Annotated in this window: 20 protein-coding genes, 1 pseudogene and 1 riboswitch; of the genes and pseudogenes, 15 read left to right on the forward strand and 6 right to left on the reverse strand. The window is 70.2% G+C overall.

The features are described 5' to 3' along the window. Nucleotides 1–944: aldehyde dehydrogenase family protein (locus tag VIU94_RS12335; RefSeq protein WP_331910648.1), on the reverse strand; the 944-nt coding region annotated here is incomplete at its 3' end. 142 nt (nucleotides 945–1086) lie between these two features. Between VIU94_RS12335 and VIU94_RS12340 the strand changes: the two genes are divergently transcribed. From VIU94_RS12340 to VIU94_RS12370, 7 genes are all read left to right on the forward strand, one after another. Then, nucleotides 1087–2127, forward strand: coding sequence for a Strvi_7410 family MBL fold metallo-hydrolase (locus tag VIU94_RS12340; protein ID WP_331910712.1), 1041 nt, complete (start codon nucleotides 1087–1089; stop codon nucleotides 2125–2127). Between the two features lie 125 nt (nucleotides 2128–2252). Further along, nucleotides 2253–2329, forward strand: a riboswitch (cobalamin riboswitch). A gap of 98 nt (nucleotides 2330–2427) precedes the next feature. Then, a complete protein-coding gene (locus VIU94_RS12345) occupies nucleotides 2428–3690 on the forward strand; it encodes an SCO2321 family membrane protein (protein WP_331910650.1) in 1263 nt (420 codons plus the stop codon). Further along, nucleotides 3687–4358 carry an SCO2322 family protein gene (locus tag VIU94_RS12350; protein WP_331910652.1) on the forward strand — a complete coding sequence of 224 codons (672 nt, stop codon included), beginning with the start codon at nucleotides 3687–3689 and terminating at the stop codon, nucleotides 4356–4358. The genes VIU94_RS12345 and VIU94_RS12350 overlap by 4 nt, the downstream gene beginning before the upstream one ends. A gap of 7 nt (nucleotides 4359–4365) precedes the next feature. Beyond that, nucleotides 4366–5460 carry an energy-coupling factor transporter transmembrane protein EcfT gene (locus tag VIU94_RS12355; RefSeq protein WP_331910654.1) on the forward strand — a complete coding sequence of 365 codons (1095 nt, stop codon included), beginning with the start codon at nucleotides 4366–4368 and terminating at the stop codon, nucleotides 5458–5460. 2 nt (nucleotides 5461–5462) lie between these two features. Continuing rightward, nucleotides 5463–7331, forward strand: coding sequence for an ABC transporter ATP-binding protein (locus VIU94_RS12360; RefSeq protein ID WP_331910656.1), 1869 nt, complete (start codon nucleotides 5463–5465; stop codon nucleotides 7329–7331). Next, complete coding sequence (locus VIU94_RS12365) at nucleotides 7328–8167, forward strand: ECF transporter S component (RefSeq protein WP_331910658.1); 840 nt, start codon at nucleotides 7328–7330, stop codon at nucleotides 8165–8167. The genes VIU94_RS12360 and VIU94_RS12365 overlap by 4 nt, the downstream gene beginning before the upstream one ends. A 309-nt stretch (nucleotides 8168–8476) precedes the next feature. Beyond that, nucleotides 8477–8884 carry an aggregation-promoting factor C-terminal-like domain-containing protein gene (locus tag VIU94_RS12370; protein WP_331910660.1) on the forward strand — a complete coding sequence of 136 codons (408 nt, stop codon included), beginning with the start codon at nucleotides 8477–8479 and terminating at the stop codon, nucleotides 8882–8884. Nucleotides 8885–9017: 133 nt separating this feature from the next. Here the strand turns inward: VIU94_RS12370 and VIU94_RS12375 are convergent, their stop codons facing one another. Then, nucleotides 9018–10196, reverse strand: coding sequence for a steroid 3-ketoacyl-CoA thiolase (locus VIU94_RS12375; RefSeq protein ID WP_331910662.1), 1179 nt, complete (start codon nucleotides 10194–10196; stop codon nucleotides 9018–9020). A 248-nt stretch (nucleotides 10197–10444) separates the two neighbouring features. Between VIU94_RS12375 and VIU94_RS12380 the strand changes: the two genes are divergently transcribed. The 3 genes from VIU94_RS12380 to VIU94_RS12390 all read left to right on the forward strand — a co-directional run bounded on the left by VIU94_RS12380 (nucleotide 10445) and on the right by VIU94_RS12390 (nucleotide 13528). Next, nucleotides 10445–11686 carry a cytochrome P450 gene (locus VIU94_RS12380; protein WP_331910664.1) on the forward strand — a complete coding sequence of 414 codons (1242 nt, stop codon included), beginning with the start codon at nucleotides 10445–10447 and terminating at the stop codon, nucleotides 11684–11686. A 76-nt stretch (nucleotides 11687–11762) separates the two neighbouring features. Beyond that, nucleotides 11763–12863 (forward strand): DUF2330 domain-containing protein, encoded by a 1101-nt coding sequence (locus tag VIU94_RS12385; RefSeq protein ID WP_331910666.1) that lies wholly within the window; start codon nucleotides 11763–11765, stop codon nucleotides 12861–12863. Next, nucleotides 12860–13528 carry an O-methyltransferase gene (locus VIU94_RS12390; RefSeq protein ID WP_331910668.1) on the forward strand — a complete coding sequence of 223 codons (669 nt, stop codon included), beginning with the start codon at nucleotides 12860–12862 and terminating at the stop codon, nucleotides 13526–13528. The genes VIU94_RS12385 and VIU94_RS12390 overlap by 4 nt, the downstream gene beginning before the upstream one ends. Before the next feature lie 7 nt (nucleotides 13529–13535). Here the strand turns inward: VIU94_RS12390 and VIU94_RS12395 are convergent, their stop codons facing one another. Next, the gene (locus VIU94_RS12395) at nucleotides 13536–14627 is read right to left on the reverse strand and encodes a serpin family protein (protein WP_331910670.1); all 1092 of its coding nucleotides are present in this window, start codon (nucleotides 14625–14627) and stop codon (nucleotides 13536–13538) included. Between the two features lie 12 nt (nucleotides 14628–14639). Here VIU94_RS12395 and VIU94_RS12400 point away from each other — a divergent pair. Together VIU94_RS12400 and VIU94_RS12405 are read left to right on the forward strand one after the other, a co-directional pair. Beyond that, nucleotides 14640–14771 (forward strand): annotated as a pseudogene (locus VIU94_RS12400) (antibiotic biosynthesis monooxygenase family protein); the annotation flags it as partial. A 70-nt stretch (nucleotides 14772–14841) separates the two neighbouring features. Next, on the forward strand, nucleotides 14842–15171 hold the full coding sequence (locus tag VIU94_RS12405; protein WP_331910672.1) for an antibiotic biosynthesis monooxygenase family protein: 330 nt from the start codon (nucleotides 14842–14844) through the stop codon (nucleotides 15169–15171). A 624-nt stretch (nucleotides 15172–15795) separates the two neighbouring features. Here VIU94_RS12405 and VIU94_RS12410 read toward each other — a convergent pair. Both VIU94_RS12410 and VIU94_RS12415 read right to left on the reverse strand, forming a co-directional pair. After that, on the reverse strand, nucleotides 15796–21147 hold the full coding sequence (locus tag VIU94_RS12410) for a DUF6531 domain-containing protein (RefSeq protein WP_331910674.1): 5352 nt from the start codon (nucleotides 21145–21147) through the stop codon (nucleotides 15796–15798). 889 nt (nucleotides 21148–22036) lie between these two features. After that, nucleotides 22037–23389 carry an NsdA family TPR-like regulatory protein gene (locus tag VIU94_RS12415; RefSeq protein WP_331910676.1) on the reverse strand — a complete coding sequence of 451 codons (1353 nt, stop codon included), beginning with the start codon at nucleotides 23387–23389 and terminating at the stop codon, nucleotides 22037–22039. Between the two features lie 171 nt (nucleotides 23390–23560). On the opposite strand from VIU94_RS12415, the gene VIU94_RS12420 reads away from it, so the two are divergent. The 3 genes from VIU94_RS12420 (at nucleotide 23561) to VIU94_RS12425 (ending at nucleotide 25060) form a co-directional block, all read left to right on the forward strand. Then, entirely contained in the window at nucleotides 23561–24109 is a 549-nt protein-coding gene (locus VIU94_RS12420) for an ATP-binding protein (RefSeq protein ID WP_331910678.1), read from the forward strand. A 214-nt stretch (nucleotides 24110–24323) separates the two neighbouring features. Further along, entirely contained in the window at nucleotides 24324–24560 is a 237-nt protein-coding gene (locus tag VIU94_RS44930; RefSeq protein ID WP_524540628.1) for a DUF7848 domain-containing protein, read from the forward strand. 203 nt (nucleotides 24561–24763) lie between these two features. Continuing rightward, nucleotides 24764–25060, forward strand: a complete 297-nt coding sequence (locus tag VIU94_RS12425; RefSeq protein WP_331910714.1) for a hypothetical protein — start codon at nucleotides 24764–24766, stop codon at nucleotides 25058–25060. A gap of 407 nt (nucleotides 25061–25467) precedes the next feature. Here the strand turns inward: VIU94_RS12425 and VIU94_RS12430 are convergent, their stop codons facing one another. After that, nucleotides 25468–26247, reverse strand: coding sequence for a GntR family transcriptional regulator (locus VIU94_RS12430; RefSeq protein WP_331910680.1), 780 nt, complete (start codon nucleotides 26245–26247; stop codon nucleotides 25468–25470). Nucleotides 26248–26330 lie beyond the last annotated feature (83 nt).

Below are 26330 nucleotides of genomic sequence, written 5' to 3' on the forward strand. Positions count from 1 at the left end.
GCCAGCGCGCCGGCCGCCGCCGCGAACGCCTCGGCGATCTCGTCGTACCGGCTGCGCGGTACGAGGATCCGGGTCTGGGCGACGCACGCCTGGCCGTTGTTCATCCAGGCGGCGGGGACGATCCCGGCGACGGCGGTCGCCAGGTCCGCGTCGGGCAGGACGACGGCCGCGGACTTGCCGCCGAGTTCCAGCGTGACGCGGGTGTGGTTGCGCGAGGCCACCTCCATCACGCGCTTGCCCGCGGCGACGGATCCGGTGAACGAGACCTTGTCGACGCCCGGGTGCCCGACCAGGTACTCGCTGACCTCGCGGTCGGCGGGCAGGATCGACAGCACGCCCTCCGGCAGTCCGGCCTCGGCCGCGATCTCGGCGAGGATGTAGGAGTCGAGGGGGGACTCCGGTGACGGCTTGAGGATCACCGAACAGCCGGCGAGCAGCGCGGGACCGAGCTTCGCCGCGGCCGTGAACTGCGGCACGTTCCAGGGCACGACGGCGGCGACCACGCCCACCGGCTCGCGTCGCACCAGAAGCGGCCCGAGCGCGCCCGCGCGCCGCTCCTCGTACGGGAAGTCGCGCGCGACGGTGATGGCGGCCTCCCACACCATCATCGCGCCGAGCGCCTGCGCGAGCACGCTCCACGAGTACGGGGAGCCGTTCTGGGAGGAGATCGAGCGGGCGATCTCCTCGTGGCGCACGGCGACGGCGTCCTTGATGCGGCCGACGACCTCGATCCGCTCGTCCAGGGTCGTCCGCGGCCACGGCCCGTGGTCGAAGGCCGCGCGCGCGGCGGCGACGGCCCGGTCGACGTCGGCCTCGGAGGCGTGCGGCACCCGGCCGATGACCTCCTCGGTGTGGGGCGAGACGACCTCGATGACATCACCGCCGAGCGGGTCGGCCAGTGCTCCGCCGATGAACAGCTTTCCGTGCTCCACAAGCTCGGTCATGGCTGATTGCCTCCCGTGGACCGGCGACTTCGGCGTCGGCTCGGTATCGGTTCTGACGCAGTATCAGAACTGATATCAGTTCTAGTTATAGTGAGCAATGGCCGGAGACCCGGAAGAGACGAGGACGCCGATGTCGACGCTCATGCCGCAGGTGACCGAGCACGGCGGAGGGGTCTGGTCGATCCGGGTCCCCATCCCGGACAACCCGCTCGGGCACACCCTCGTCCACCTCCTCGACACCGACCGCGGCCCGGTCCTGATCGACACCGGCTGGGACGACCCGGCGTCCTGGGACGAGCTCACCGGCGGGCTCGCGACGCTCGGCACGTCGGTGCGGGAGATCCACGGGGTCGTCATCACCCACCACCACCCCGACCACCACGGGCTCTCGGAGCGGGTCCGGGAGGAGTCCGGGGCCTGGATCGCGATGCACGCCGCGGACGCCGCTGTGGTCCGCCGGACCCGCGCGTCCGAGCCCGGCGACTGGCTCGACTACCTCGCGCGCAAGCTCGCAGCCGTCGGCGCGCCCGAGGAGCACACCGCGCCGCTGCGCGCCGCGCGGGCCTCCGGCGGCCGGATGCGCACCCTGCCCGGGCTGCGCTCCGCGCTGCCCGACCGGGAGATCGTCCCCGGCGAGCTGCTCGACCTCGCGGGCCGGCGGCTGCGCGGCATCTGGACGCCCGGACACACCCCCGGGCACGTGTGCCTGCACCTGGAGGAGGACCACCCGGCGAACCTGCCCGGTCGCGGCCGGCTGTTCTCCGGCGACCACCTGCTGCCCGGGATCAGCCCGCACATCGGCCTGTACGAGGACCCCGACGACGCGACCGCGACCGACCCCCTCGGCGACTACCTGGACTCGCTGGAGCGGATCGGCCGGCTCGGCGTCGCCGAGGTCCTCCCCGCCCACCAGCACGCCTTCACGGACGCGGCCGGGCGCGTACGGGAGCTGCTGGACCACCACGAGGAGCGGCTGACCGGACTGCTCGCGCTGCTCTCCACGCCGCTGACGCCGTGGCAGCTGGCCGAGCGGATGGAGTGGAACCGCCCGTGGGACCAGATCCCGTACGGCTCCCGGAACATCGCCGTGAGCGAGGCGGAGGCGCATCTGCGACGCCTGGTGAAGCTGGGGCGCGCGGAGGCGGTGGCGGGGACGGACCCGGTGGCGTACGGGGCGGTGTGAGGGGTCTGGGCCGTACGCGGGCCGTCGGCCCGGGCCGTCCGTGCGCCGTGTGAGACCGCTCCCACCCCGGCGGCGGGCGGAGTACCTGCCGGTAGAGTGTGCGAGTCGTCATCATGCCCGTACGGGGGGAAGCCGGTGCAAATCCGGCGCTGACCCGCAACCGTGAGCCACGCCCTTCCTGACGTGGCGAGTCGGAATGCCCCGTCCGGGACGTGACCGCCGGCACCGTCGAGGAATACGGAGCCGAGCCTGGTGCCCGAAGTGTGCCGGCGCCCGGCCCCGCAGGAGAGGCCCGCCCGCATGACCACCGTCCGCCGCGCCGCCGCGGCGCTCGCCGCCACCGCCGTGCTCTGCACCGCGGGCGCCGCGATCGCCGCCCCCGCCGCGACCGCCGCGCCCTCCCCCGTACCGTCCCCGGTGATCCCGTCCGGTCTGTACGGCGCCAACGACCCCACGTACGACGGCGTCTGGCGGCAGTCGCTCGCCTTCATCGCGCAGCACTCCGTCGGCATCGAGCCCGCCCAGGAGTCCGTGGACTTCCTGATGGCCCAGCAGTGCGACAGCGGCGCGTTCACCTCGTACCGCCCGAACCCGGCCAAGACCTGCGACCCGGCGACGATGCTCGACACCAACGCCACCGCCGTGGCGGCCCAGGCGCTCGCGGGCACGGAGCGGCCGCCGGCCGTCAAGGGCGCGGAGACCGACCCGGTCACCAAGGCGTTCAAGGCGGCCGCCGGCTGGCTGAAGGGCATACAGAACCCCGACGGCGGCTGGGGCTACAACCCCGGCAGCCCGAGCGACGCCAACTCCACCTCGATCGTCATCGGGGCGCTCGCCGCGATCGGCGAGAAGCCCGGCGACGTGAAGACGGCGACGGGCAGGACCCCGTACGACGCGCTGCTCACCTTCGCCCTGCCGTGCTCCGACAAGGCGGGCCCCGGCGCGTTCGCCTACCAGCCGGACAAGACCGGCAAGCTGTTCGCGAACGCCGACGCCACGGCCGCCGCCGCGCTCGCCGGGCTCGGCAAGGGCATCATCGCCGGGAACGTGCAGCCGCAGCAGAACCCGAGCTGCGAGGACAAGACGCCGCAGACGATCGACCGGGCCGCGCTCAACGGCGCGTCCTACCTGGCCGCCGCGCTCGCGAAGACCGGCCACCTCACCAGCCCGCCGATGCCCGGCGCGGCCGACCCGACCGAGCAGCCCGACTTCGGCAACACCGCCGACGCGGTCGTCGCGCTCGGCGCCTCCGGCCACACGAAGGAGGCCACCGGGGCGCTCGCCTGGCTGGAGCAGAACGCCCCCGCGTGGGCGAGGACGGGCGGCCCGGCCGCGTACGCGCAGCTGATCTTCGCGGCGAAGGCGATGGGCGCGGACCCGCACAAGTTCGGCGGCACGGACCTGGTCGAGGCGCTCAACGCGACCGGCCCCGCGCCGCAGGGGCCGGAGACGACGGCCAACCACGAGGAGGACGAGGGCTCGTTCGACATGTGGTGGATCATCGGCATCGGCACGGTCGTCGGGGTCGGCATCGGGTTCCTGCTGAGCGGTCGCAAGAAGTGAGGAAGACGGGATACGCGGGGGGTGTCGCCGCCCTGCTCCTGGGCCTGCTGCTGTCGCTGTTCGCCGCGGCGCCCGCGCAGGCGGCCGGGTACCGCTACTGGTCGTTCTGGGAGAGCGGCGCGGGTAAGTGGACGTACGCCTCGCAGGGCCCGGCGACGGCCCGCCCGGCGGACGGCGCGGTGAACGGATTCCGCTTCGCGGTCAGCGTGGACTCCTCCGACTCGACGCAGCCGCGCAACGCCCCGGACTTCGCGGCGATCTGCGCGGACACGCCGGCGAAGGCGGGGACGAAGCGGGTCGCCGTGGTCGTCGACTTCGGCACGCCCGAGGACGCGCCGTCCGGCGAGACGCCGCCGGAGCGACGCACCGGCTGCGCGCGGATCGGCGTGGACGGGACGAGCGCGGAGGCGCTGGCGGCGGTGGCGAAGCCGCTGCGGTACAACAGCGAGGCGCTGCTGTGCGGGATCTCGGGGTACCCGGTGAAGGGCTGCGGGGAGCAGGTGGAGGGGCCGGCGACGGCGCGTCCGTCGAAGGGGAACGCCTCGCCGGTCGCGGAGAAGTCGTCCTCCGGCTCCGGCGGTCCGTCGGTCGGGATCATGGCGGGGGCGGCGGCCGTACTCGCGCTCGGCGCGGCCGGGTTGTGGCAGGCCCGCCGCCGGCGCGGCTGACCTCTCGGTGAACTCGCTCCGCGCCCCCGAGGCGAACCGTTCCAACGCGCTGCACGCCGGGGCCTGGTGGCTGTGGGCCCTGGGCCTTGCGACGGCCGCGTCCCGGACGACGAACCCGCTGCTGCTCGGCCTGATCGTGGCGGTCGCGGGTTATGTCGTGGCGGCCCGCCGCACGGATGCGCCGTGGGCGCGTTCGTACGGGGCGTTCGTCAAGCTGGGTCTGTTCGTGGTGGGCGCGCGGGTGCTGTTCACGGTGGTGCTCGGCTCGTCGATCCCGGGCTCTGACGTGTTGTTCACGCTGCCGGAGCTTCCGCTGCCGGCGTGGGCGCAGGGGGTGCGGATCGGGGGCCGGGTCACGGCGGAGCAGCTGGTGTTCGCGCTGTACGAGGGCGCGAAGCTGGCGACCCTGCTGATCTGCGTGGGCGCGGCGAACGCGCTGGCGAATCCGGCGCGGCTGCTGAAGTCGCTGCCGGGGGCGTTGTACGAGGCGGGCGTCGCGGTCGTGGTGGCGATGACGTTCGCCCCGAACATGGTCGCGGACGTGGCCCGGCTGCGGACCGCGCGGCGGCTGCGGGGGCGGTCGGCGGGCGGGGTGCGGGCGGTGCTGCAGATCGGGCTGCCGGTCCTGGAGGGCGCGCTGGAGCGGTCGATCGCGGTGGCCGCGTCGATGGACGCGCGGGGGTACGGGCGTACGGCGCAGGTGCCGACGGCGGTGAGGCGGACGACGAACGCACTGACGCTGGGCGGACTGCTCGGCGTGTGCGCGGGGACGTACGGGCTGCTGGCGGCGGAGGGCGCGGGGTATGGGCTGCCGCTGCTGTGCGTCGGGCTGGCGGCGGCGGTGGCCGGCCTGCGCCTCGGCGGCCGGCGCGCGGCGCGGAGCCGGTACCGGCCGGACCGGTGGGGGGTGCGGGCGTGGCTGGTCGCGGGTTCAGGGGTGGCGGTGGCGGCGCTGATGATCTGGGCGAACGGGTACGCGCCGGAGGCGCTGCACCCCGGGGTGGTCCCGCTGGTGGCCCCGGAGTTGCCGGTGTGGCCGGCGTTGGGGGTGCTGCCGGGCTTGCTTCCGGCATGGGTGGCACCGGTGGCGAAGGAGGCGTAGGGATGATCCACTTCGAAAACGTCGGGGTCACGTACGAGAACGAGCCCACACCGGCCCTGGATCGGGTGACCCTGACGATCCCGGAGGGCGAGCTGGTCCTGCTGGTGGGCCCGTCGGGGGTGGGCAAGTCGACGCTGCTGGGTGCGGTGTCGGGTCTGGTACCCCACTTCACGGGCGGAACGCTGCGCGGCAGGGTCACGGTGGCGGGCCGGGACACGCGCACGCACAAACCGAGGGAACTGGCGGACGTGGTGGGCACGGTCGGCCAGGACCCCCTGGCCCACTTCGTCACGGACACGGTCGAGGACGAGCTGGCGTACGGGATGGAGTCGCTGGGTCTCGCGCCGGCGGTCATGCGGCGGCGGGTCGAGGAGACGCTGGACCTGCTGGGCCTGGCGGAGTTGCGGGACCGCCCGATCGCGACGCTGAGCGGGGGCCAGCAGCAGCGGGTCGCGATCGGCTCGGTCCTGACCACGCACCCGAAGGTCCTGGTCCTGGACGAGCCGACGTCGGCTCTGGACCCGGGCGCGGCGGAGGAGGTCCTCGCGGTCCTCCAGCGCCTGGTGCACGACCTGGGCACGACGGTCCTGATGGCGGAGCACCGCCTGGAGCGCGTGATCCAGTACGCGGACCAGGTGATCCTGCTCCCCGGCCGCGGGGAGCCCCCGCTGATGGACACCCCCGAGTCGATCATGTCGGTCTCGGACATCCACCCCCCGGTGGTGGCCCTGGGCCGCACAGCCGGCTGGCACCCCTTGCCCCTGACCATCCGCAACGCCCGCCGAGCGTCGCCGCCCCTACGCACGCGCCTGCAGGGCATCAGCCCCGCGGGCCTCCTCCCCCACCCCGCCCCTTCCCGAAATCAGGAGCTCCGCCCCCGAACCCCCGGGGCAGCAGGGGCGACCGACGGGCCGCAGGCCGAGGCGGGGCCCGGGGGCGGAGACCCTGGGCCTTCCGGGACGCCCGGCCGCCCGGTCGGCGGGCCGCAGGTCTCGCCGGCCACCCGGCCCGGCACCCCCGTGCCCTCGCCCCCCACCAGCCCCCGGCAGGGTCTCGGGAAGGGGTGGGGTGGGGGGCTCTTCCGGCGGCGGGCCGCCGGGCCCCTCGCGTCCCACCCCGCGCTCGTCGACGTGCGTGGCCTCGGCGTGCGGCGGGGGCGGGTCGAGGCGTTGCGGCGGGTCGACATCTCCGTCCGCGCCGGGGAGACCGTCGCGCTCATGGGGCGGAACGGGGCCGGGAAGTCCACCCTGCTCAGCAGCCTCGTGGGGATGGTCGAGCCGACCTCCGGCAGCGTGCTCGTCGCCGGGCACACCCCCCACCGCACCGACCCCCGCGAGCTCATCCGGCACGTCGGGCTCGTCCCGCAGGAGCCCCGGGACCTCCTGTACGCGGACACCGTCGCCGCCGAGTGCGACGCCGCCGACTCCGACGCGGCCGCACCGGCCGGTACCTGCCGCGCCCTCGTCACCGCCCTCCTCCCCGGCGTCGCCGACGACACGCACCCCCGCGACCTCTCCGAGGGCCAGCGCCTCGCCCTCGCGCTGGCCGTCGTCCTGACCGCCCGCCCGCCCCTGCTCCTCCTCGACGAGCCGACCCGCGGCCTCGACTACGCCGCGAAGGCCCGGCTCGTCGACGTGCTGCGGGGTCTCGCCGCCGAGGGGCACGCGATCGTGCTGGCCACCCACGACGTCGAGCTCGCCGCCGAGCTCGCGCACCGCGTGGTGATCCTGGCCGGCGGCGAGGTCGTCGCGGACGGCCCGACCGCCGAGGTCGTGGTCTCCTCCCCCGCCTTCGCCCCGCAGGTCGCGAAGATCCTCGCCCCGGAGCCCTGGCTCACCGTCGCCCAGGTGAGGGAGGCCCTCCGGCCATGAGCCAGCGCCCCCTCCGCCTCGGCCCCCGCTCAGCCGCCGCGATCGCCCTGATCTCCCTCCTCGGGCTCATGGCCTTCGGCTGGCCCCTGCTCGCCGACGCCGACTCCGCCGTCACCTCGCACGCCGCCGACGCGCCCTGGCTCTTCGCCGCGCTGCTCCCGCTCCTCGTCGCCGTCGTCGTGGCGACCGTCGCCGACAGCGGCATGGACGCCAAGGCCGTCGCGATGCTCGGCGTCCTCGCCGCGGTCGGGGCGGCGCTGCGCCCGCTGGGCGCGGGCACGGCCGGCCTGGAGCCGATGTTCTTCCTCATGGTGCTGAGCGGCCGCGTCCTCGGCCCGGGCTTCGGCTTCGTCCTGGGCTCCGTGACGATGTTCGCGTCCGCCCTGCTCACGGGCGGTGTCGGCCCGTGGATGCCGTTCCAGATGCTCTCCATGGCCTGGTTCGCGATGGGCGCGGGCCTGCTCCCCCACAGCGCCGCGCTCCGCGGCCGCGCCGAGCTGCTGCTCCTCGCCGCGTACGGCTTCCTCGCCTCGTTCGCGTACGGCACGGTCATGAACCTGTACGGCTGGCCCGTCGTCGCCGGTCAGACCGGCGCGGACTTCGTCCCCGGCGCCCCCGTCCACGAGAACCTGCTGCGCTTCGCCGTCTACGTGCTCACCACCTCCCTCGGCTGGGACCTCGGCCGCGCCGCCCTCACCGTCGTCCTCACCCTGACCGTCGGCGGACCCCTCCTGAAGGCCCTCCGACGCGCCACCCGCCGTGCGAACTTCGAGGCCCAGGTCACATTCGAGGCCCCTGAACGGCCCCTCCCCGGTGAGCCGCCCCACAGGACCTAGGTCACATTCGACCCGGGATAGTAGACCTCCGAGGCCCCGCCTCACCCCCTGACAACCCGCCCCCACCTGCCCTTATTCGGACATTTCCCACCCCCTACCCAGAGGCCCCATCTGCGAGCCTCCGTAGTAAGAGGGGGTGATTGCCAGGGCTTCCGGACCCTGCTTCTCTGGAGTCGTCGCCGGGCAGCAGCGCAACCAGCGCAGCGCCTCGGACAGGCCACTCCCCCAGTTCCCGGGTCTCCCGGGCTCTGGTTCCGGCTTGCCTGAAACGCCCGGCGACAGCCCCAGTCCCCGACGTTAGGTCGCGTTTTGTTCCGCTCCATCGCCACCCGTGCCAACAACCGCAAGAAGACCCTCGCCGTCTCCGCAGCCGTGCTGCTGAGCGCCTCGGGTGCGGTTCTCGGCACGACGGCTTCGGCCTCGGCCGCTCCCACCGACGCCAAGTCGATCGCCAAGCAGATCGTCCCCGCCGCGCAGTTCGCGTCGTTCAGCAAGATCGTGGAGCACGAGTCCGGCTGGAACCCCACCGCCACCAACTCCTCCAGCGGCGCGTACGGCCTGGTCCAGGCCCTGCCGGCGTCGAAGATGTCCTCGGCGGGCTCCGACTGGAAGACCAACCCGGCCACCCAGATCAAGTGGGGCCTCAACTACATGAACGAGCGCTACGGCTCCCCGAACGGCGCCTGGGCGTTCTGGCAGGCCAACGGCTGGTACTAAGCCGACAACCGGCCGCACCGAGCCGTAAGCCGCCGCATCGCAGCACCGCAAGGCCCCGCCTCCCCCTCGGAGACGGGGCCTGCGGCATACCCGAAACAGCCGCTCACAGCCGCTCACGGCCACTCACGGCCACTCAGAGCCGCTGGATGATCGTCCCCGTCGCCAGCGCCCCGCCCGCGCACATCGTGATCAGCGCGAACTCCTTGTCCCGCCGCTCCAGTTCGTGCAGCGCCGTGGTGATGAGCCGCGCCCCGGTCGCCCCCACCGGGTGCCCGAGCGCGATCGCCCCGCCGTTGACGTTGACCTTCTCCAGGCCGTTCAGGTCGGACTCGAACTCCTGGGCCCAGCTGAGCACCACGGACGCGAACGCCTCGTTGATCTCGACCAGGTCGATGTCCTTCAGCGACATCCCGGCCTTGCCGAGCACCGCCCGGGTCGCGTCGATCGGCCCGTCCAGATGGAAGTGCGGGTCCGCGCCGACCAGCGCCTGGGCGACGATCCGGGCGCGAGGTTTCAGCTTCAGCGCGCGGGCCATCCGCTTGGACGCCCACATGACGGCCGCCGCCCCGTCGGAGATCTGCGAGGAGTTCCCTGCGGTGTGCACGGCGGTCGGCATGACCGGCTTGAGCCGCTCCAGGGCCTCCATCGAGGTGTCCCGCAGCCCCTCGTCACGGTCGACGAGCCGCCACATCCCCTGCCCGGCGGCCTGCTCCTCCTCCGTCGTCGGCACCTGGACCGCGAAGGTCTCCCGCTTGAACCGCTCCTCGGACCACGCGATCGCGGCCCGCTCCTGGGAGAGCAGCCCGAGCGAGTCGACGCGCTCGCGGGTCAGGCCGCGCCGGCGGGCGATGCGCTCGGCGGCCTCGAACTGGTTCGGCAGGTCGACGTTCCACTCGTCCGGGAAGGGCTTGCCCGGCCCGTGCTTGGAACCGGAACCCAGCGGGACCCGGGACATCGCCTCGACGCCGCAGGAGATGCCGACGTCCACGACCCCGGCCGCGATCATGTTGGCGACCATGTGGCTGGCCTGCTGCGAGGAGCCGCACTGACAGTCGACCGTGGTGGCCGCGGTCTCGTACGGCAGCCCCATCGCGAGCCAGGCGTTGCGCGCCGGGTTCATGGACTGCTCGCCGGCGTGGGTGACCGTGCCGCCGACGATCTGCTCGACGCAGTCGGGCTGGATCGCGGTGCGGCCGAGGAGTTCCCGGTAGGTCTCGCCCAGGAGGTAGGCGGGGTGCAGATTGGCGAGCGCGCCTCCGCGCTTGCCGATGGGGGTGCGTACTGCTTCGACGATGACGGGTTCCGCGGCCATGAGCTCGTCCTCTCCTCGCATCCGGCGGGGGCGTCCCGGCGCCCACCCCGGGGAACTAGTACGCGTTCTAGTTCTCAGTGCAGTCTTATGACTGCTACCCCGGGTACGCAAGGGTTGTGCACCGCTCCGCGCTGCTCTACGCGCGCCCCCTCCGGCAACAGTTCCCGCCGCGACCCTTGCGACTTGTAGAACTCGTTACTACCTTTCCGGCAACTTCTGACGGGCCATCAGACATGGAGTGTGCCGCGATGCCCTGCCCCCATCTCCCCGAAGGGTTCGACGCCACCGACCCCGACCTTCTCCAGGACCGCATCCCCTTCCCGGAGTTCGCGCAGCTGCGGCAGACCGCGCCCGTCTGGTGGTGCCCCCAGCCGCGCGGGATCACCGGCTTCGACGACGAGGGGTACTGGGCCGTCACCCGGCACGCGGACGTCAAGTACGTCTCCACCCACCCGGAGTTGTTCTCGTCCACCGAGAACACCGCGGTGATCCGTTTCAACGAGCACATCACCCGGGACCAGATCGAGGTCCAGAAGCTGATCATGCTCAACATGGACCCCCCCGAGCACACCCGGGTCCGTCAGATCGTCCAGCGCGGCTTCACCCCCCGGGCGATCCGCACCCTGGAGACCGCCCTGCGCGAGCGCGCCCGCGCGATCGTCGCCGAGGCGAAGCGGAACGCGGCCGCCGACGGTTCCTTCGACTTCGTCACCCAGGTCGCCGTCGAACTCCCGCTCCAGGCCATCGCCGAGCTGATCGGCGTACCGCAGGAGGACCGGTCCCGGATCTTCGACTGGTCGAACAAGATGATCGCGTACGACGACCCCGAGTACGCGATCACCGAGGAGATCGGCGCCGAGGCCGCCATGGAGCTCATCGGCTACTCCATGAACATGGCCGCCGCCCGCAAGGAGTGCCCGGCGCAGGACATCGTCACCCAGCTCGTCGCCGCCGAGGGCCAGGGCAACCTGTCCTCCGACGAGTTCGGCTTCTTCGTGCTGCTGCTCGCCGTGGCCGGAAACGAGACCACCCGCAACGCCATCAGCCACGGCATGCACGCCTTCCTCACCCACCCCGACCAGTGGGAGCTCTACAAGCGCGAGCGCCCGGCCACCGCCGCCGAGGAGATCGTCCGCTGGGCCACGCCCGTGGTCTCCTTCCAGCGCACGGCCACCCAGGACACCGAGATCGGCGGCCAGAAGATCAGGAAGGGCGACCGGGTGGGGCTGTTCTACTCCTCCGCCAACAACGACCCCGAGGTCTTCGAGAACCCCGAGGTCTTCGACATCACCCGCGACCCCAACCCGCACCTCGGATTCGGCGGCGGCGGCCCGCACTTCTGCCTCGGCAAGTCGCTCGCCGTCAACGAGATCGACCTGATCTTCAACGCGCTCGCCGACGAACTGCCCGGCCTGTCCCTGGCGGGCGATCCGCGCCGGCTGCGCGCGGCCTGGCTCAACGGCATCAAGGAACTCCAGGTCCGGATCTGAGGCACCCGGCGCGGCCGACGGCGAAGCCACGGCCCGTGGCCGGAACCGATTGCTCCGATCGGTAGTCTCACACCCCATGACGTGGGGCAGACAAAGAATCTTGGCACTGGTGTTCGCGCTCCTGGCGCTGCAGCTCGGCTCGCTGGTGTCTCCGGCGTACGCGTGCGGCTGCGGCGCCATGGTGCCCGGCCACGACCAGCAGATCGGCGTGGACCGGGAGACCTCGGTGGTGCGCTGGAACGGGCGCACCGAGCAGATCGTCATGCGCTTCACCGTGCGCGGGAACGCCAAGCAGGCCGCCTGGATCATGCCGGTGCCGGACCGGGCCGACGTGGAGCTCGGCGACCCGCAGGTCTTCACCGACCTCGCGTGGGCCACCCGGCCCGAGGAGAAGGACCGGTACTACTTCTGGCCGCGCAACGGCGACTGGCCGTTCGCCGACACCACCGCCGACGGCGCGGGGGCGCCCCCGCTGCCCGGCGCGGGCGACCCGGGCGTCGGCGTGGTCGGGCGCGAGCGCCTCGGCCCGTTCGACGTGGCACGGCTGACCGCCACCGACCCGAACGCGCTGAGCGGCTGGCTGAAGACCAACGGCTTCGAGCTGTCCGACCAACTGTCGGGCGCGCTCCGACCGTACGTCGACATGAAGTGGGAGTACGTCGCCGTCCGCCTCGCGCCCGACGAGAAGAACGCGACGCTGTACGGCGAGCTGGACCCGCTGAAGATCCGCTTCGCCAGCCATGAACTCGTCTACCCGATGCGCCTGTCCAGGCTGGCGAAGAACCCGCAGTCGCTCGGCCTGTACGTGCTCGCCGACCACCGCATGGAGCCGCAGGCCCCGATCGGCGGCAAGAAGCCGGAGGTCAAGTTCGCGGGCAAGATCACCCCTGAGGGGCCGGTGGCCGCGCTCACCGAGGGCAAGCCGGTCTATCTCACGCAGATCGACCAGGAGTTCCCGAACCCTGCGCGGATCGACGGCGACCACGTGCTGCGCGCCGCCGACGCCGACACCCCGTACCGGGAGGTCACGTACAACGACCGGCTCCAGATGTTCGGCGGCATGCCGGCCTGGCTCGCGACGGTGACGGGCGTCCCGTTCGCAGCGGCCGCCGCGGCCGCGGCGTTCGTGTTGATACGCCTTCGGCGGCGGCGCGCTGGGGTACGTTCGGCCGCATGACACAGGATCAATGGAACGCTGTGGACGGCTACTTCACCGATCTGCTCGCCCCGGCGGACGAGGCCCTGGCCGCCGCGCTCGCCGACAGCACGGCCGGCGGGCTGCCCGCGATCAACGTGGCTCCCAACCAGGGCAAGCTGCTGCACCTCCTGGCGGCCGCGCAGGGCGCCCGCAGCATCCTGGAGATCGGCACGCTCGGCGGGTACAGCACGATCTGGCTGGCCCGGGCGCTGCCCGCGGACGGCAGGCTGATCACCCTGGAGTACGACCCGCACCACGCCGACGTGGCCCGCGCGAACATCGCGCGGGCCGGCCTGGACAAGGTCGTCGAGGTGCGCACCGGCGCGGCCCTGGAGACCCTGCCGCTGCTGGAGGCCGAGGACGTGGGCCCGTTCGACCTGACCTTCATCGACGCGGACAAGGCCAACAACCCGCACTACGTGGCCTGGGCGCTGAAGCTGTCCCGGCCGGGCAGCCTGATCATCGTCGACAACGTGGTGCGCAGCGGGAAGATCACCTCCGCGCACCCGGACGACGCCGCCGTCACCGGCACCCGCGAGATGTTCGAGCTGGTCTCCCGCGAGCCCCGGCTGGACGCGACGGCCTTCCAGACGGTGGGCGTGAAGGGCTACGACGGCATGCTGATCGCCCGCGTCGTCGCATAGCCCCGTTTCAGCGGGCTTCGGGGGCGCTGGACTGCCAGCCGGCGAAGAGCGGCGTCTCGCCGGCGGCGTCCAGCACCGCGAAGCCGAAGGGGCGGTCGAAGGCGATCGGTTCGGTCTGCTTGATCCGGGGCGGGGCCGCGCCGCGGGTCATCACCACGGCGGTGACCGCGGCGGCCTCCACGCCTTCCTCGGCGACCCGTACATACGCCTCCTGCGCGGCGTCGGAGATGTGCAGCGGCACCGGGGAGAGGCCGGAGAAGTCGGCCCGCGCCGGGTCGGTCGCCGCGCCGACGCCGAGCCCGGCGAGCTGCGCGCACAGGTCGATGCGGGTACGGACGGAGAAGCGCGGCAGCGACAGGTCCACGGCCTCGGCCCGCACCGGCTCGCGCCGACGGGGCGGCGCCCAGGCCGCGGGCAGCGCCTCGGCCGGTCCGTCGCGCTCCTCGCCGAGCACGAACCGCACCCGCAGCGCGGTCTCCTCCGGGCCCTCGCAGGGCAGCTCCACGACCGTCGCCCCGCCGACCCGCCACGCCCAGGAGGCGGGGATCAGCTGGTGCATGGTGGGCACGTCGGCGGTGTCGCCGTACCCGTCGGTGAACGGCGCGTCCCGGGTGCGCGAGGGCGCGAACCGGGCGCGCCAGACCGCCTTCAGGGCGAGCGCGCTGACCAGGGCAAGATCGGCGCCCGTCCCCAGGGCGAGCGGCAGCCGGTCGATCATGCCGTCGGTCGCCGCCCGCACCCACGCGTCGATCGGCCCCTGCCCGTCGAGAACCCCGAACCCGACCCCCGGCAGCGCCTCCCGGTACGCCTCGAACACCGACACCCGGCTCCACACCCCGGTCGCCACGGCCAGCGCGTCGTTCGCGCCCAGCGCCCGGGCCACGCCGGTCACGGCCCCGGCGGCCGCCTCCCCGGACACCCCGAGCAGCGCCCCGAACTCCTTCGCGGTGTCGCCGCCCGCCCCGGCCGCGACCGCGCCGAGGGCCAGCCAGAGCCCGGCGGGCGAACAGACGAAGTCGTCGTCCCCGAGCCGCGCCAGCCAGCGCCCGGCGAGCGCCTGGACGGCGTCCGTGGGAAGGGTCGTCTCCGCAGCGGTCATATCCTGCCCTTCATGAGCATCGTGAAGATCAACGTCCTGACCGTCCCGGCCGAGCAGCGCGAGGTCCTGGAGCAGCGTTTCGCGTCCCGCGCCGGGGCCGTGGAGGGCTCCGACGGCTTCGAGTGGTTCGAGCTGCTGCGCCCGCAACAGGTGCGCTGATGTATCACTAAGCCGCTCACTTCCTCCTGACAATACTTGCGGCAGGATGGGGCCCATGAGCGTAGTCAAGATCAACGTACTGACCGTGCCGGCCGAGCAGCGTGAGACGCTGGAGAAGCGCTTCGCGCACCGCGCCCACGCGGTCGAGAGCTCCGACGGCTTCGAGTGGTTCGAGCTCCTCCGCCCGGTCGAAGGCACTGACAACTACCTCGTCTACACGCGGTGGCGCGATGAGGAGTCTTTCCAGGCCTGGCTTGAGGGCCCCATGAAGGCAGCGCACCAGGGCGGCAGCGGGGAGAGCGGTGAGCAGCCAAAGCCGGCCGCCACGGCTTCGACCCTGTGGTCCTTCGATGTCGTCCAGCAGGCTGCGCCCAAGAACGCATAGACCAGAAGGTGCTGCAACTCCTGCGATCGTGTCGGCGCGGGAGAACATCCGCGACCGCGCCCGGTACGACTCCGCGTCGGCTGGCCGGCGTCGAGCGAGAGGTCGCCGTGCCCGCCGCCGCGTAAGACCTGCGCCTTGCATGGACAGAAGCGCCCCAGATCCTCGAAGATCTGGGGCGCTTCTGCATACGAACTTGGTCCGATGTGGATGGCACCGTCCGGAGACGTGGAGTGCTGACCGCCCATGCGTGGCCGTGAGCCGATCCGCGGCCGAGGCACCAGTTGCCCCGGCCGACACCCTATGGACGGAACCTGGCGGTGCTCCCCTCCACGTAGACCATGAACGGCCGGAAGGACTCCCCTAGCTCTCGCACTGAAGGACGGAGTTCCACTCCCCTGTCAAGGATTTCCCTTGTAGCCGATGCCTTCTCCGGCGGGAATCCTTCCTTGGCCGCCTGATTGTGGAGTTCAAAGAGGCCCTGGACGGAGCCCCAAGCCTCAAGCGGCACGAAGCGACATCTGATCCACGGCTGGTCAGGGGTAGTCAGGTAGAGACGGCCAACCGGATCGCCGCCAACGTACATCGTCCAGTACGGCTCATCGGAATTCTCCGAGTCTCCCATTTCTATCCCCTACCCAGATCCGCCAGGATCTTTTCCAAGCTTGTCCCCGGCGGCCAGTAGTGGACGCTCGCTTCACTCGGCAGTCGAAATTTCACCAGAATTTCCTTATCTCGAAATGCCGTCTCCGCGACGTCGATGCCGTACATGTCTAGCACATGAGAGGGAACAGAAACGTTATCCCACGCATGAACCACCTCGGAGGAGACTCTACTCAGGTCGACGGCAATGTATCCCTGCGCACCGCTACTCGGATTCTTCGCACTTCCCGCACCGTAGATTCCGTACATCACCTTTGGGTCAGCAGTGAGTGAGATCCAGGGGGAGTCATCTGCGCTATAGGCGATATGCTGCCACGGTAGAACACTTCCCTTTCCTCCGGGTCGAACGAGACTTGCAGAAGGACCTTCGCCTGCCCGTAGAGCCCTGAAAGCATTTGCGGAAATGCCGGAGTGGGCCGAGACGATGACCTTCGGCACGAAGAGGCCGCGGAACCAGCTCATAGCGGGGCCGATCAGGCTGCTGGCCCCGCCGCCTGCTGCCCCGAGCACCAGATCCCACGGGTCGGTCGGTCGGCACAGTGCTGTGTTGACACCCCAGGAGAATCCAGCCCCGACCGCTGCGTTTACACCGGTGGATGTCGCGAGGGCGCGCCCCCCGGTCAGCCCGAGTCCCCTTACAACGGCGTTGCCGGCACCGGGCATCAGTGCACCGGCCAGGCCGCCGATTACCGCCCCTCGCCCGGTGGCCTCCGCAAAGCCGCCCCATGAGAATTGACCGTCGTTTCGGTGCTGCCAGCTGTAGATTCCGCCCTCGACGACGCCACCGATGACGGCGCCAATTCCCGCCGATATGCAGAGGGGGCAGCGGCCCGACGGGTCTGACTGATTGATCGGGTCGTTGTTGGCGTAGGCGTAGGCAGACGAGTTCGCGCTGCCCGGGCTGGTGGGTTCAGGGTCGGGCGTGTTGAAGCGGCCGGTGGCGTCGTTGTAGGTGCGGTCGCGCAGGTACAGCCAGTTGGATGTCGACGGGTCCTTGTACTCGCCGGTGTAGCCGAAGGGGCTGGTCTGGCCTCCGGTGATGCCGGCGGTGCCCTTGGTGGCTCCCCACGGGCCGTATGCATACGTGTAGTTTTCGGTGCCCGCTGCGTCGTAGACGGCCGTCACGGAGCCCTGACGGTCGTTCTGGAAGTAGTACGAGCCCTTCGTGTTGTCCATGGCCAGCGGTGTGCCGAGGGGGTCGTACTCGTAGTTCCCCATGAGCGTTCCGGTGGCGGTCCGCTCGCTGGCGATCACCGGCAGCTTGTTGTTGACGTCCCACCAGGCGGTGCGCTGCAGGGCTCCGTCGACGGTGAGGCTGGTGCGGTTGCCGTCGGCGTCGTAGCCGTAGGTCCAGGCCTTGGTCCCGATGGTGGCGGACTTCACGCGGCCTTCGGCCGTGTAGGCGTACGTGCCGGCGGAGTTCTTGGTGAGGTTGCCGTCGGCATCGTAGGTGAAGTCGCTTGTGATGGTGCCGGTGATGCTGCGGGTGAGCTGGTCGGCGGCGTCGTAGGTGTTGGTGGTCGTCGCCGTCGCGGACTGGGTGGTGAGCCGGTTGCCGACCTTGTCGTACGTGTACGTCTCGCCGGTGGTCCCGGTCAGGCAGGTGCCGCCGCCGGCGGTGTCGGTGCACGTGCGGGTCAGTCGTCCTGCGGCGTCGTAGCCGTAGCGGGTGGCGGGCTTTGTGGTGGCGAGGTCTTTGAACGTGTCGCTGATGACGCGGCCGGCTGCGTCGCGTTCGAAGGTCCGGTTGCCGTTGCCCTCGGTCATCGAGGCCAGGCGGCCGGCCTGGTCGTAGGTGCGGCTCTCCGTCCTGGCGGTGGTGGTGGTGGTGGGGAGCTTGGTGGAGGTGAGGTTGCCGGCCTCGTCCCAGGTGTATGCCGAGGTTTTGGCGTTGGTGGTCTGGCCGGTGACTCGGCCGTCGCTGTCGTAGGCGAAGGCAGTGGTGCGGCCGTCGGGGTAGGCGCGGCTGGCGAGGGTGCCGTTCGGGTTGTAGGTGTAGGTGAAGGGTTTGGTCGCTCCCGGCTGGCTGATGGTCAGCACACGGCCGTTGAGGTCGTAGGTGAGGCTCCGGGTGCCGGTGCCGTCGGTCACGGACGTGGTCTGGCCGGCCGCGTCGTACCCGTAGGACACGGTCGGCGTGCCGTCCGAGTACGTCGTCTTTGTCGGCAGACTGCGCGGACCGTAGTCGGTGGTGATGGTCTGCCCGCGGGCATTGGTGATCTTGGTGCGGTTGCCCTCGATGTCGTACGCGTAGGACGTCGAGCGGCCCAGCGGATCAGTGATCTTGGCGAGTCGGCCCACGTTGTCGTAGCCGTAGAGCGTGGACTGCTGGTTGGCGTCCGTCCGCTTGGTCATCTGACCGAGGGCGTCGTACTCGACGAGCGTGGTGCCGCCGTCCGCAGCGGTGACCTTGGTGGGGCGGTTCAGTGCGTCGAAGACGGAGAGGGTCTTGTTCCCGAGGGCATCGGTGCGCTCGGTCAGGTTTCCGACCGTGTCGTACGTGCTCGTGACCTTGCTGCCAAGCGGGTCGGTCTGTGTCGTGACGTTGCCCGCCGCGTCATAGCCGGTTCGCCAGGTGTACTGGGCGGGGACGGCGCCCGTCACGTTGCCGCGCGGGTCGGTCCTCTCCGACTGCCGTCCGTTCGCGTCGTATGCGAAGGTCGTCCTGTGCCCCAGGGGGGAGGTCTCGGAGATCTTGTTGCCGTCACGGTCGTACCCGAAGCTCATCGTCTTGCCGCTCGGATCCTTGACCGACAGGCGCCGGTTGTTGCCGTCGTACGTGTAGATGGCGACCTTGCCGAGCGCGTCCGTGGTCGTCCGGACATTGCCCGCACCGTCGTAGGCGGTGGTCTGGACCCGGCCTAGAGGATCGGTGACCTTGATCGGACGGTTCTCGGCGTCGTAGTCGGTCTTGGTGGTCTTGCCATCCGCGTCGGTGACCGAGGTGCGGTTGCCCACCTTGTCGTAGCCGTACTTCCACGTGTACGAGCCTGCGATCGCACCGGCGACGTTACCGCGCGGCATGGTCTTGCTGACCAGACGTCCGGCCTTGTCGTAGGCGTACGTGGTCTTGGCACCCGCGGCATCGGTTTCCGATGCGACGTTGCCCATGGCGTCGTACGTTTTGGTCGAGTCCCGCCCCAGGGCGTCAGTGGTCTTGGTCAGCCGGTTCGCTGCGTCGTAGGTATAGGCGGTGATCTTTCCCGCGCTGTCGGTAGTCGACGTCAGGTTGCCGGCATCGTCGTAGGCGAAGGCCGTGACGTTGCCCTTGGCGTCCTTCGCCGAAGCGACCCGGCCGCCGGCGTCGTACGTGTATGTGGTCGTGTAGTCAGCCGGGTCCGCCCCTTCGACGTTCCCACGCGGATCCACCTCTGTCTCGATGCGGCCCGCGGCGTCATGCGAACGCGTCAGACGTAGACCCCCACCAGACGTGATCGACGAGAGGTTTCCTGCAGCGTCGTAGGCGTATGCCGCTTTTCGCCCCTCAGGGGACTTCTCCGACTCCAGCTTGCCGGCAGGGGTGTAGGTGAACACCGTGCTGGCGCCGAGTGGGTCGATGATGGTCCACAGCTGACTCTTGGAGTCCCAGCCGAACCGCATCATCTTCCCGTTGCCGTCGAGGGCGTAATTGAGGCCGCCGGTGGAGGTGTACGCCCAGCTCTGGGAAGTCAGCGGTCCTCGGGACTTCGTCGGCCGTCCCTGCGGATCGAATTCGACGCTGAACCGATTGCCCAGAGCGTCGGTGACGGCTACTGGGTCGAGCTGGAAATCGTACTCGAACGCGGTCTTGTTGCCGAACGGGTCGTACTGGGCGAGGAGGACGTTGTCGTGGTGGACGTCGGTCCAGACCCCGCCGTCCGGCATCGTGACGTCGGTTTCCCCGCCGGAGTACGCGAACGAGATCCTTCCGGAAAGAAAACCGGCCTGCTGCTCGGTGACACGGCCCTGGCTGTCATACGTGTTCTGCACGGCCTGGTTTCCGCGCTTGTCGGTGACCGACTGCAGGCGCCCGCCCGTGTCGTAGCCGTAGCGCACCGGCTTCCCGTCGGGACCGGTGAAACCGGTGAGCCGACCGGCGGTGTACTCGTACGAGATCTTGCGGCCGTCCCACAGCGAGATCTCCGAGAGCAGGCTCCCGGAGTAAGCGAACGTCGCACGCTGGCCCGTGTTCGTGGTCACCCCGGCGAGGTGGCCCGAACTGTACTCGAACGACGTCTTGCGCCCCTGCCGGTCTCGCCGCTCGGTGATGTTCCCGGAATCGTCGAAACCGGTCGTGTTCCCCACCCGAGTCTTCAACTCGTACCCGGTGGCCGTCTTCGTCAGAGTCGAACCGACATGCGCCTCAGACGCGTAGGAACCGTCGGACGTCTTCGCGAACGGGTACCGGGAGCCGTCCTCCGCGCGGAAAACGACATCACCGTTCGACTGCACATCCAGCCGCGCGTCCCACGAGGCAGACCAACCAGACCCCAGCGAGCCCGACGCCGCGTTGTTCGACGAATAGCTTCGCCACAGATCGAGCGGCATCGTCCCCGGCAGGGACGTATCAGTCACCGCCTGGGAGAACGCACCGGTCGCCGTGTTGACCCCCACCCCGTGACTGCCCGAGCAGGTAGGCGCACTGGCCGAGTTGGAACCACAGGATGAACCGAGGGTCTGATTGTCGGGGAGGTCTGCGAGTGCGAGGCCCAAGACTCTGCGCGCCTGGCTGTAGGTACCATCCAGCCCCTGGCCCAACACCCGTACGTCGAAACCCATCGGAGCTACGTAGGGGTCAGGTTTTGCCTTGGCCTCGTTCCTCTTGATGTCGTCAAGGCAGTCGCCTCTCTGGAACGTGACCGAGAAGCTGACCGGGGTCCCCTCGTCTGAGGTGAGATGTGAGGGTGCCGATACGGTAACGGGGGCAGAATAGTGCCATGTTGGCATGGGGGTGTCGACCGTGTTTTGTATCGGTTCATTCAGGTTGACGCCGCAGACCCACCCCAACTTCACGTTCACCGGAGCCGACCCGGTGGCAATGCCCCCAGCGGTGATCCAGCCCTTAACGGTGAACTTTTCACCATCTCGAGGAGTGAACCCGTGCAGACTGCCCGCTGCCTTGTTCCATCCTCGAAGTTTGCCGCTCGCGTCCGATACCTCGATCCCTTCAATTTCTGCCGTGTATGGGATCTCTTCGGCGGCGGCCTCCGCCCGAAGGTTCACCTTCCCTCCGGGCTTCGAGAGCGCGGAGTTACCCGCCCGCGGCAACGCCGCAGAGGACATACGGCCGAGTGCCTTCTCGCTCGCAACCTGCGCGCGTCGCTCCTTCAGAGTCATAGCCCGCTGCCGAGCCGTCGGCTGCGGCCCCTGAGAGGACCCCTGCGGCGCGGCCGTCCTGACCGTTGTGTCTACTACGCCCGCCGCATAACTGGCTGGCGCTCCTGCAAGCAACAAGCTCCAAGCCGCCAGCAGGCCCGCCGCTGATCGGCCGTGCCTGCGTCGTCTAGAAATCACAGACCCCTCCCCCAATTCCAAACTCCCCCGGATGTCGGGCACCCCGGGGTGCCGCGCACCGTGATCGACACGCAGTCGAACGCAGATGCTACATTCCGTCCATTGGCCATGTACGCACAGTTGTTCGCCTGCATCAGGTTGGCCGAATCCGCCACTGCGGTAGGTGCAGCTCAAACCACGGCTACCGGTGCACCACCACGCCGACTTACCCCGCTCGTGCCGCACGAGTCGCCCGCTTCGTGAACCGCGATCCCGGTCCACCGACCTGGCCCGTTCGAGGTCGGGCTACGGCAGGCTCGGCACTACTTATGCGGAGCCGGCCAGTCACAAGGTCACCGACACGGCCGGCTCATCGCCCCTGGCGTGCTGCGGACACGCTATGGGCGCAGAGAAGCGTCTGGAGGGCGGCACATCCGGCGACCGAGCATGCATGCTGACGTTCGCGAGCACAAAAGATCTTCACGTCGAGGGGAAGTAGCTCAAGCACTGGTCAAATTTGGTGACTTGGCTTGAAATCGAGGGCTGCGCCATCCTTGGCGGCCCTAGACCGCCAAGGATCCCGTGAATCCCGTGTAACGGGGCAGCACGGAAGGCAGTTCGGTGAATGTGTCACCAGCCGAAGGGCCTTCCCCTGGAGTAACTATCGACGGCGCAGGGCTGCGACGTGAGCCCATTCACGATGAGAGCCGGACCGAGCCGTGCGTGCCGGTGATCAGAACGGAAGCTCTGGGATGCTCGCGCCGCGTGTGATGGTCAAGATGCGTTCGTGGAAGTCCCGTGTCGCGGTTTCGCGGGGGTAGCGGGAGCGGAGTTCCTTGTCCAGCTCGTTGGCGACCAGGAGGAGGGACGGGAGTGACTTCCGGTCGGCGTCGAGTGCCTTGTTGGCCATGCCGATGGCCTCGTCTATGTCGCCCGTGCGGGCGGCGGTCACTCCCAGGGTGAGGCGGGCTTCTGCGGCGCGCATGGGGGAGATCTCGGTGCCGTCGGGGCCGGTGCTGATTCGGATCACGGACCGGGCGTGGTTGGCGGCGCGCTCGTCGTCTCCGAGGAGACGGTAGGCATCCATCTCGTAGAAGTCCCACTTGTCCGGGTCGATGATGAAGTGGTGTTCGGGGTGCTCCGGGCGGGGAAGGCGGTCCAGCCTCGCGCGTCCGGCGTCCAGGGAGTCGCGGACCAACCGGGCGTCTCCCATCCGGGCGGCGGCGCGGGCCTTGTGCGCGTAGAGCTGCACACCGACGGAGTGTGTCTGGTCGGCGACGTGACCGGCTTCGACAGCGTCGAGCATGTTTTGCCATCGACTCTGAGTGAGGGCGAACCACGCCTCGATCTCCCACGCCCATGCCTTGATCTCGCCGTGGCCGGCCTCGTCGCCGATGCGGAGTGCGGCGGCCTTGCTCAGGTTGGCGGCCTCTCGTTGGCCCCGGTCGTACTGGACGCATGCGTTCAGCAGGAACAGCCATCCGGCGTCGACCAGAAGCTCGCGATGTTGGCGCAACGTCGTCCGGCCTTCGAGTTGCTTCACGACGTACTGCAAGCCGTTCCTAGTGCGCTCGTGCAGGTAGTCGGCGTTGGCGTACGGGTAGGCGCGGGCCAACTGGTCGATGCCCTGCTCGATGGACTCCAGGGCTGCGCTGTTGATGCTGGACATCTCCGTCTGCCGTAAAAGTTCGGCGATGTCCCATAGCCCCGCGCCGCCCTGTGCGAGCAACGTGCTCGGGTCCTCCGGCCGGGACGATTCTGCTTGCCGGTCCAGCTCCCATGGACGTGGGGCTAGGCCGGCGAGGTGGCCGGGGATGCGCAGCCCGTCCACCACTTCAAGGATCTTGCGGTACTGGGTGATCCGGGGACGGACGCCCTTGCCCTCGGTTTCGTCCCTGGCCATCTTGCCGATGTGCTCGCGCTTGTAGCCGACGGCCTCGGCGATCTTGGCGTAGCTGATCTTGCCGTGGAGCCTGGCGAGTCGGAAGACCTCGCCGAAGTCGTGGTTGGCGATCGCCGAGCGCACGTCGGCGCGTTCGAGGACGTGCGGCGGGAGTGCCGCCGGCGTCGGAGCAACTTCGGTCATCTCACTTCCCCGTGATGATTTGACCTGACTTCTCTTCGGTGTCCGTCTCGCGAGTGTACCCACGAGGGGGGTCCCCAAGAGGGGGGAGCGACACCTGGCGCAGGGCGTGCATCCTCGGTGCCCCTGCCGGGAAAGCCCCGGCAGACGTGACCGAGGACGGTCGATCGTGTCATGGAAACCGGAAAGGTCGTACGTGGCTTACTGCCGACAGCAGAGGTGGGAACCGTCGGGCGCGCTGGGGTAGCAGCAGCGGGCCGCTTCCGTGCGCTCACACTCCTTGTGGATGCGGAGGACACTCCGCGCGCCGCTCGGCGCATGGCGGTTGGGACCGTGAAGAGCTGGGGCATCGATCGCCTGGCCGACGACGTGCGCCTGTGCGTCTCGGAGCTGGTCGGCAACGTGGTGCTGCATGCGATCACCGGCCGCCGTCGGATGGAGCCTGGCCACCTCCCGTTGATCACGCTCACTCTGCGTTCCTGGCCGCGGTGGCTGTTCGTGGAGGTGGCCGACGAAGACTCCGACCCGCCCACGCTGCCGCTCGGTGACGGCTTCGGGCCGGACTTGGCCGAGGACCTGCCGGAAGCGCTGTTACCCGATCACGGGCGGGGGCTGCACATCGTGCGCACCCTGGCGGACGGCGTTTGGTGGACACCTGGGGAGAGCGGCGGCAAGAGCGTCGTCTGTCGCTTCGACCTCGACGACGAGGGGCGGTGGATGTGATGGCGCGACTGATGGCGTTGAGGCTTCAGCGTGGAGATGTGGTGAGCGACCGGGGCCGGCGGCGGGAGGTCAAGGCAGCGCGTTCGGACCGCCGCGGCTCAGGGGGTCCGTCGGTCGTGCTGGTCTTCAAGACTGGCCCCGCCCGGCGGGTGAATGCGACAGACGTAGTGAACGTGGAGCGTGGGGGCCGCGGTTCGGGGCGAGAGGAGCGGCGATGACGGCGCGGGCGGTTTGGCGCTACGCGGAGTGGACGTTGAGCCCGGACACCTCTCGGGGCGGGCCGGTCTATGAGGCGGAGTGTGTGACGTGCTGGGAGGCGTCCGATCCTTCGGATGGGACAGAGGCGCCCGAGATCTGGAGCCTCAAGCACGCAGGGCGGACGGGACACACAGAATTCCGGAACCTGAGCAGCAGCTTCTCGCGGGCCTCCATGGCAGAGGAGTCGGGCTGATGTTCATCACGTAGAAACCGGCCCGCGTAGGACAACCGCAAATAAGACCGGACCACCCCCGCGCCTGGCAGCAACCGGGGTGGTCCGGGAGGGGACGCAGCGGTCCCCGGTGCCTGATGGTACCGGGGCCGCTGTGCTGCGTTTCTGCCCTGGACCAAAAGAAGTTGATGATCCGTCATTCGGTCGGGGCAGGGGTGAGCAGGTTGACTGGCGTGGGTGAGGAGTGGCCGTTCGATGGCCTCGGCGTTGTGGGCGCAGGCTCCGGTCTCTGGGTGTCGGGCGTCGACTACGTGGCGGGCTGGCGCGATGCGCGGGAGGCTGCGGATCGGTTGAACCGGGCGCTGCTCGGTGCCGGGTTCGAGTTATCGGACGTGCGGGCCGTTGCGTCTTCGGATGACGGCGGGCGAGGGGTCGTGCGGGTCGTGGGTCGGCTGGACGCAGTGGGTCGGCTCGCGGGGTTGCTGGAGGCTGTGGCGGGCGGCGACGGCGGTGCGTCGTGAGTGGCCGTATCCCCGGTGAGTGCCGCACGTGGGCACGTCGTCGGCTGGAGAGACTTTGGGCTGGAGCTGCCATGGGGCGAGTGAACAGGGGGCCTTACGCTGGCCCGGCGAATCGGGCAGGCACCTGCCCTGCCCGCTGTTGTGCCCGATTGGCCCCCTGTTCTTCGAGGCTCGCCCCATGGTGGCTGCCTAAAGTCTCGGAGGCCGGCGACCCCCAGCCCGCAACGCCTCGGCCCGCGACGGCCGGTCGTCGCCTCAACTCCTCGCACGTGCTGCGGTGCGGGGCGTCCGGCAACCGGCCGGGACCGGCGGCCACGCCGCACGCCCGGCCGGGGCGGCCGGGCGTCCCGGCGCGCCGCAGGCGCGCCCTTGAGGAAGTGGAGAAAGTTTCGACCGGTCTACGGCTCTCATGCGCGGGCGCGTCGCGTGGGCTGCTTCTCGGCGGTGATCCGGTAGTTGAGTTCGGCGCGGTCCGCGCCGATGCGGAGCTCTTCGAGCATGAGGGCTTGGTCGTCGGTGCCGCAGGTGACGCGGGATTGGTGCAGGACGGGGGTGGCGTCGGGCAGCCGCAGTGCGGTTCGCTCGTCGGGGAGTGGCATGCGGGCCCGGACCGTCTCGGACCACCACAGCTTGTGGCCGGCCTTCGTCAGCAGCTCGTACGCGGTCGCGGGGTCGGCGTCCGGCGCTTCGGCGAGCTCCGGTACGGCCTCGGCCGTGGCGAACGGGATCAGCATGCGGTGCATCGCCCGCGTCCCGGTGGCGGGGTCGATCAACAGCCGGTCACAGCCGAAGAGCGCTTCCTCGGCGCGGAGCTCCAGGAGGTGAGCTGTGGCCTCGGTGGCGTGTGTGCGGTACGTGCTCGGCTCCTCGGCCTGTTGCCACTTGGCCACGCCGTGGAGCACGAAGTTCCCGCCGGACGTGCGGCCCACGTAGCCGGCGAGGCTGACGACGGGGCGGCCGTCGGCCCGTACGAAACTGCCCTTGCCGTGGCGGACGTCGATCAGTCCCTCTGCGCGCAGTGCGGAAACTGCGTTCCGAACGGTGGGGCGGGAGACCTTGTAGCGCTCCATGAGCTGGGCTTCCGAAGGGAGCGGGGCACCGGGCGCGTACTCGCCCGAGAGGATCGCCTCCCGGATCGCGGCGGCAACCTGCTGGTACAGCGCTCCGGGGCGCTGGATCTCCGTCATCTCGGCACCTTCGGGTCGAAGTCGTAGCCACGTCGCACACGCGACGTCACTCGTCAGCATAAGTAGTTGACCCCTCGCCGTAC

This window comes from Streptomyces sp. (genome assembly GCF_036566765.1).
GTDB lineage: Bacteria > Actinomycetota > Actinomycetes > Streptomycetales > Streptomycetaceae > Streptomyces.